This is a genomic window from Rhodococcus sp. NPDC054953 (assembly GCF_053609225.1).
The window spans coordinates 1-7,414 of the sequence record NZ_JBSGXD010000046.1 but is presented as its reverse complement, the minus strand read 5'-3'; the positions used below and the strand labels follow the sequence as shown (position 1 = coordinate 7,414).

Annotated in this window: 7 protein-coding genes; all 7 read left to right on the top strand. The window is 70.0% G+C overall.

Annotated features, from left to right (window positions below; all coding sequences use genetic code 11):
- Window positions 1-1,627, top strand: a 1,627-nt coding sequence (locus tag ACWF62_RS20260; RefSeq protein ID WP_452631195.1) for an acyl-CoA carboxylase subunit beta, incomplete at its 5' end; no start/stop codon positions are given.
- A gap of 62 nt (window positions 1,628-1,689) precedes the next feature.
- Window positions 1,690-1,971 carry an acyl-CoA carboxylase subunit epsilon gene (locus tag ACWF62_RS20255; RefSeq protein WP_378507041.1) on the top strand — a complete coding sequence of 94 codons (282 nt, stop codon included), beginning with the start codon at window positions 1,690-1,692 and terminating at the stop codon, window positions 1,969-1,971.
- Window positions 1,968-2,612, top strand: a complete 645-nt coding sequence (locus ACWF62_RS20250; RefSeq protein WP_378506896.1) for a Maf family protein — start codon at window positions 1,968-1,970, stop codon at window positions 2,610-2,612. The genes ACWF62_RS20255 and ACWF62_RS20250 overlap by 4 nt, the downstream gene beginning before the upstream one ends.
- Before the next feature lie 87 nt (window positions 2,613-2,699).
- Window positions 2,700-3,596, top strand: coding sequence for a sulfurtransferase (locus ACWF62_RS20245; RefSeq protein ID WP_378506895.1), 897 nt, complete (start codon window positions 2,700-2,702; stop codon window positions 3,594-3,596).
- Complete coding sequence (locus ACWF62_RS20240; protein ID WP_378506894.1) at window positions 3,593-4,006, top strand: SufE family protein; 414 nt, start codon at window positions 3,593-3,595, stop codon at window positions 4,004-4,006. Before ACWF62_RS20245 ends, ACWF62_RS20240 begins: the two co-directional genes overlap by 4 nt.
- A 45-nt stretch (window positions 4,007-4,051) precedes the next feature.
- Window positions 4,052-5,476 (top strand): condensation domain-containing protein, encoded by a 1,425-nt coding sequence (locus tag ACWF62_RS20235; protein WP_452631192.1) that lies wholly within the window; start codon window positions 4,052-4,054, stop codon window positions 5,474-5,476.
- A 166-nt stretch (window positions 5,477-5,642) separates the two neighbouring features.
- On the top strand, window positions 5,643-7,414 hold a 1,772-nt coding region (locus tag ACWF62_RS20230; RefSeq protein WP_452631190.1), incomplete at its 3' end, for an acetyl/propionyl/methylcrotonyl-CoA carboxylase subunit alpha.

Genomic DNA, 7,414 nt, shown 5'->3' with positions numbered 1-7,414 from the left:
CGTCCAGGAGCCGGCCGCGACCGCGGCCCCCGATATCCACACCACCGCGGGCAAGCTCGCGGACCTGCACCGCCGTCAGGCCGAGGCACACTTCCCGACCGGCGAAGCCGCCGTCGACAAGGTGCACGCCAAGGGCAAGCTGACCGCCCGCGAACGGATCGAGGCCCTCCTGGACGAGGGATCGTTCGTCGAACTCGACGCCCTCGCCCGGCACCGCTCCACCAACTTCGGGCTCGCCGACAACCGCCCCGCCGGCGACGGCGTCGTCACCGGCTACGGCACCGTCGACGGCCGCGACGTGTGCGTCTTCTCCCAGGACGCCACCGTCTTCGGCGGCTCCCTCGGCGAAATCTACGGCGAGAAGATCGTCAAGGTGATGGACCTCGCGTTGAAGACCGGGCGCCCGCTGATCGGGATCAACGAGGGCGCAGGCGCCCGCATCCAGGAGGGCGTGGTCTCCCTCGGCCTGTACGGGGAGATCTTCCACCGCAACGTCCAGGCGTCCGGGGTGATCCCGCAGATCTCGCTGATCATGGGCCCCGCCGCCGGCGGCCACGTCTACTCCCCGGCGTTGACCGACTTCGTGGTGATGGTCGACCAGACCTCGCAGATGTTCGTCACCGGCCCCGACGTGATCAAGACCGTCACCGGTGAGGACGTCACGATGGAGGACCTCGGTGGCGCGCACACCCACATGGCGAAGTCCGGTGTCGCGCACTACGTCGCCTCCGGTGAGCAGGACGCCCTCGACTACGTCAAGGACCTGCTCTCGTACCTGCCGAGCAACAATCAGGCCGCCGCGCCCCGGTTGGCGCCGACCGACCCGATCGTCGGGGCGATCGCGGACTCGTTGACCGACGAGGACCTCGAGCTGGACACGATCATCCCCGACAGCGCGAATCAGCCGTACGACATGCACGAGGTGATCCGCCGGCTGCTCGACGACGACGACGAGTTCCTTGAGGTGCAGGCCGGGCGGGCGATGAACGTGATCGTCGGGTTCGGTCGGATCGACGGCCGCTCCGTGGGCATCGTGGCGAACCAGCCGACGCAGTTCGCCGGGTGTCTGGACATCGACGCCTCGGAGAAGGCGGCCCGGTTCGTCCGGACCTGTGATGCGTTCAACGTGCCGATCGTGACCCTGGTCGATGTGCCGGGGTTCCTGCCGGGTACGGAGCAGGAGTACAACGGCATCATCCGCCGCGGTGCGAAGCTGCTGTACGCGTATGGGGAGGCGACGGTCGGGAAGATCACCGTCATCACCCGCAAGGCGTACGGCGGGGCGTACGACGTGATGGGGTCCAAGCACATGGGTGCGGATGTGAATCTGGCGTGGCCGACGGCGCAGATCGCGGTGATGGGTGCCTCGGGTGCGGTGGGGTTTGTGTACCGCAAGCAGCTCAAGGACGCGGCGGCGGCCGGTCAGGATGTGGATGCGTTGCGTCTGCAGTTGCAGAACGAGTACGAGGACACGCTGGTCAACCCGTATGTGGCTGCCGAGCGTGGGTATGTGGATGCGGTGATTCCGCCGTCGCATACGCGGGGTCAGATTGTGGCGGCGTTGCGGTTGCTTGAACGCAAGATGGTGACGTTGCCGCCGAAGAAGCATGGGAACATTCCCCTGTGAGCGCAGCCGAACACATCAGCACGGTGAGCGCGGCCGAATACATTGATGCTGTGACGACACTCATGGACACGACACTCGCCGAGGTCGAGGTGCTGGCCGACGCCGCCGCCGCAGTCGACACCGCCGAGGGAACTGCTAGCGAAGGTATGCAATTGCCGGTCATCAAGGTGCTCAAGGGAAACCCTTCCGACGTCGAGATCGCGGCACTGGTCGCGGTCCTCGCGGCGGCAGGCTCGGGTCAGGCCCCCGCCGACACGACTCCCCCGGACCGCTGGGGTGAGCCGGTCAAGATGCACCGCAGCCGGGCACCGTTTTCGCCGTACGCGTTCCCGAACCGAACGTGACCCGCCTCGTCCTCGCCTCGGCCTCGCCTGCGCGCCGCACGGTCCTGCGCAAGGCGGGGATCGAGCCGTATGTGCACGTGTCCGGGGTGGATGAGGACGCGATCCAGCAGGCCCTCGGCCCGAGGGCCGCTCCGCGTCACGTGGTGACCGAACTGGCCAGGGCCAAGGCCGCCGCCGTTCTCCCCGCGCTGCCCGAAGACATCGTCGCGGACGCCGTGGTGATCGGGTGCGATTCGATGCTGCTGATCGACGGGGAGCTTCAGGGCAAGCCGCACACCGCGGACGTGGCCCGCGCGCGGTGGCGGTCGATGGCCGGGCGCAGCGGAACCCTGCTCACCGGGCACTGCGTGATCCGGGTCCGGGGCGGCGCCCCCGTCGGGGAGGTCGGCGCGGACAGCGCGACGGTCGTGCACTTCGGCACCCCGTCCGGTGACGACCTCGAGGCCTACCTGGAGTCCGGCGAGCCGATGCAGGTGGCGGGCGCGTTCACCCTGGACGGGCTTGGTGGCTGGTTCATCGACCGGATCGAGGGCGACCCGTCCAGCGTGATCGGGATCGGGCTGCCGCTGGTGCGGCAGCTGCTCGGCGAGGTCGGCGTCGGCATCGCCGAACTGTGGACCGCCTGCCCCGCCGAGGGCTGAGCGCGCCGCCCGGCGGGAGCGGCGGAACTCGGGTTACGCCTAGACTTGTGACTGTCAACCCGTAGTCCCACCGTCAGGAGCCCGCCCGTGCCCGTTGCGCCCGATCCCCACCCCTCCTTCGCGGCCTACGCGCACCCGGAACGGCTCGTCACCTCGGAGTGGCTCGGCGCGCACATCGGCGCTCCGGGGATCACGATCGTCGAATCCGACGAGGACGTGCTCCTCTACGACGTGGGGCACATCCCTGGCGCGGTGAAGATCGACTGGCACACCGACCTCAACGACCCGGTGACCCGCGACTACATCGACGGCGAGGCCTTCGCGAAGCTGATGAGCCGCAAGGGCATTCGCCGGGACGACACCGTGGTGATCTACGGCGACAAGAGCAACTGGTGGGCCGCGTACGCGCTGTGGGTGTTCACCCTGTTCGGGCACGAGGACGTGCGGCTGCTCGACGGCGGCCGGGACGCGTGGATCGCGGAGAACCGCGACACCACCCTGGACGTCCCGGAGAAGGCGCCGACCGACTACCCGGTGGTCACCCGCGATGACGCCCCGATCCGCGCATACCGCGACGACGTGCTGGCGCATCTCGGCTCGGGTCCGCTGATCGACGTGCGGTCGCCGCAGGAGTACACCGGGGAACGCACCCACATGCCGGACTACCCGGAGGAGGGCGCGCTGCGCGGTGGGCACATCCCGACCGCGGTGTCGATCCCGTGGGCGAAGGCCGCTGCGCCGGACAGCCGGTTCCGCTCGCGCGCCGAACTGGACGAGATCTACGGCGCGTTCGCCCCGTCCGACGATGTGGTCGCGTACTGCCGGATCGGTGAGCGGTCCAGCCACACCTGGTTCGTCCTCACCCACCTGCTCGGTTTCGAGAACGTGCGCAACTACGACGGTTCGTGGACCGAATGGGGCAACACGGTGCGGGTGCCGATCGTTCGGGGTGACGAGCCCGGCGAGATCCCGGCGATCGCATGAGCCTGCCCGCCCCGCTCGCCGAGATCGTCGACGATTTCGCCGCCGTCTCCGGCCAGGAGAAGCTGCAGCTGCTGCTCGAATTCAGCCGCGAGCTGCCGCCGCTGCCCGCGGAGTTGGAGCAGGCGGCGATGGAACCGGTCCCGGAGTGCCAGTCGCCGCTGTTCCTGTCCGTCGACGCCGACGATCCCGAGCATGTGCGGTTGCATTTCAGTGCCCCACCCGAGGCGCCGACCACCCGCGGCTTCGCGTCGATCCTGCATCAGGGTTTGGACGGGCAGAGCGCGCAGGCGATACTGGAGGTGCCCGGAGACTTCTACTCCGCGCTGGGCTTGGCCGACGCCGTCAGCCCGCTGCGCCTGCGGGGCATGTCCGCGATGCTCACACGCATCAAACGTCATCTGCGGGAGTGAGTGCGCCCATTCACCGGAGCAGATCGCGAACGACGGGTTCTGCCAATGGAATTCACGGAGCTGGCCGACTATCCGGTGTCGCCGGGCACGGTGACCGAATGGCACCCGACGGTGCCGTTCGACGATGCGGCGCCGGGCGCGGACCCGTGGTACGACGATCCGCGACCGACGTCGTTCGTGCAGGAAACGCGACTGCGCGAGGCCGACGCCAGGGCCGGGGCCGGGGCCGCGCACGAGTCCTGGCTCGGCGCCGCGTTCGAGATCGACGGAGGCCTGGACGCGGACGCGTTCGGGCGCGCGCTCACCGCGTGGATCGACCGGCACGAGGGGCTGCGTAGCCACGCCGCACCCACCGGCCCCGGCGAGGTGCGGCGGCGGACGGTCACCGCGGGGCGGGTGCGGGTGGACGCCGCGCGGCACGGGTACCGCACCTCCGGTGCCGGGAACTTCGAGCACCTGCACGCGCTGTTCGACCGCGCCACCTCCCCCCTATCGTGGCCCGCGTTCGCGTTCGCGACGGTCGAACCACCGGACCCCGACCGGGCGTTCACGGTCTACTTCGCCGCCGATCACGCGCTCGTCGACGGGTATTCGGTGGTTCTCGTCGCCCAGGAAATCGAGACGCTGTACCGCCACGAGCAGCGCGGCGCGGCACCGGACCTGTTCCCGGTCGGCAGCTACCTCGACTTCGCCGCCCGGGAACGGGCAGGGGTCCGGGACTTGGACGCCGCCGATCCCGTCGTCGCGTTGTGGCGCGGCCTGCTCGACCTGGGCGGCGGGCGGCTGCCCGAGTTCCCGCTCGCACTCGGGGACCTGCCCGACGCGCCGCCTGCGCAGCGCGGCCTGTCGGCACGGGTCCTCGACGCGGCCGCGGCGGACGCGTTCGCCGTGGTCTGCCGCAAGATCGGCCACGGCTTTTTCCCTGGCGCGCTGGCCTGCCTTGCGGTCGCCGCCGCCGGCCTCACGGACGCGGACCGGTTCGCGGCGGTCGTGCCGATGCACACCCGCGACGCACCGGGCTGGGCCGGATCGGTCGGCTGGTTCGTCGGTGTCGGCCCGATCTCGTTCGGGGTGCGCGGCGCCGGATCGTTCGCCGAGCTGGTGCGCCGCGCGTCGGTCCAGGCGGCCGCCGCGAAGCGGGCGGCCCGGGTTCCGTTCGAGTGGGTCGGCGAGGTCCTCGGCACCGATGCCCGCCCACGGTTCGTGGTCTCGTACATGGATGTGCGGTTCGTTCCCGCAGCGACCAGCTGGACGGACTGGAATGCGCGGGCCCTGCGCAGCAGGCACTATGCGAACGACGTGCACATCTGGGTGAATCGGACCCCGGAGGGGGTCAACGTCGCGGCGCGCTACCCGGCCACCGAGGCCGCGACCGCCGCCGTCCACGACTACCTCGTCCGCCTGCGCACCCTGATGGCCGAGGTCGCCGGAACCGGCACCTGCCGACTGCCCGACCGGGTCACCCGGTGAACCACGAACGTACTGGTCAGTAGCGCCTAGAGTGGCGCCCGGTTCCGGGTGAACCGATCCACCGGCCGGGTGCGGTGACCGCTCGGCCGGTGCCTACACTGCGAGATACTGCCGTCACCAGCCGGCGCTCCCCCGCGGATACCCCTTGCGACCACCAGGAGGCTCAGTGCCCAGTCATGCCAGCGCGCACATCACGAAGGTGCTTGTCGCCAACCGCGGCGAGATCGCGGTGCGGGTGATCCGGGCAGCGAAGGACGCCGGCTACGGCAGCGTCGCCGTCTACGCCGAACCCGACGCCGACGCCCAGTTCGTCAAGCTCGCCGACGAGGCCTTCGCCCTCGGCGGCCAAACCTCCGCCGAGTCGTACCTGGTGTTCGACAAGATCCTCGACGCCGCCGCGAAGTCCGGCGCCGACGCCATCCACCCCGGCTACGGGTTCCTCTCCGAGAACGCCGACTTCGCGCAGGCCGTCATCGACGCCGGACTGATCTGGATCGGCCCGTCCCCGCAGTCCATCCGCGACCTCGGCGACAAGGTCACCGCCCGGCACATCGCCGAACGCGCCAACGCCCCGATGGCCGCGGGCACCAAGGACCCCGTCAAGGGCGCCGACGAGGTCGTCGACTTCGCCCGCCAGTACGGCGTCCCGGTCGCGATCAAGGCCGCGTTCGGTGGCGGTGGCCGCGGCATGAAGGTCGCCCATTCGATCGAGGAAATCCCGGAACTGTTCGAGTCCGCGACCCGTGAGGCGATCGCCGCGTTCGGTCGCGGCGAATGCTTCGTCGAGCAGTACCTCGACAAGGCCCGGCACGTCGAGGCGCAGGTCATCGCCGACCAGCACGGCAACGTCATCGTCGCGGGCACCCGCGACTGCTCGCTGCAGCGCCGCTTCCAGAAGCTCGTCGAGGAGGCCCCCGCCCCGTTCCTCACCGACGACCAGCGCGACCGGATCCACAACTCCGCCAAGGCGATCTGCAAGGAAGCCGGCTACTACGGTGCTGGCACCGTCGAATACCTGGTGCAGGGCGACACCGTGTCGTTCCTCGAGGTGAACACCCGCCTGCAGGTCGAGCACCCGGTCACCGAGGAGACCGCGGGCATCGACCTGGTGCGGCAGCAGTTCCGCATCGCCAACGGCGAGAAGCTTGAGATCACCGAGGACCCCACCCCGCGCGGGCACTCCTTCGAGTTCCGGATCAACGGTGAGGACGCCGGCCGCGGGTTCCTGCCCGCGCCGGGCCCGATCTCGGTGTACAAGGAGCCGACCGGCCCGGGTGTGCGCGTCGACTCCGGTGTCGTGCAGGGCGATGTGATCGGCGGCCAGTTCGACTCGATGCTCGCCAAGCTGATCGTCACCGGCGAGACCCGCGAGCAGGCGCTGCAGCGCGCGTCCCGCGCCCTGGCGGAGTTCGAGGTGGATGGGCTGGCGACGGTGCTGCCGTTCCACCGGCACATCGTGACCAACCCGGCGTTCGTCGGTGACGGGACCTCGTTCGAGGTGTACACGAAGTGGATCGAGAACGAGTGGGACAACCCGATCGAGCCGTACACCGGTGCCGGGCAGGTGGACGCCGACGGTGAGGAGGCGTTGCCGCGGCAGAACGTGGTCGTCGAGGTCGGGGGTCGTCGGGTGGAGGTGTCGCTGCCGGGTCAGTTCTCCCTCGGGTCGGCGGCGCCTGCGGTCGGGGCGATCACCCGGAAGCCGAAGTCCCGCAAGCGGGGCGGTGCCGGTGGTGCTGCGGCGTCGGGTGATGCGGTGACCGCGCCGATGCAGGGGACCGTGGTGAAGGTCGCTGTTGAGGAGGGTCAGGAGGTCGCCGAGGGTGACCTGATCGTGGTGTTGGAGGCGATGAAGATGGAGAACCCGGTGACCGCGCACAAGTCGGGTGTGGTGACCGGTCTTGCGGTGGAGCCGGGTGCGGCGATCACGCAGGGCAC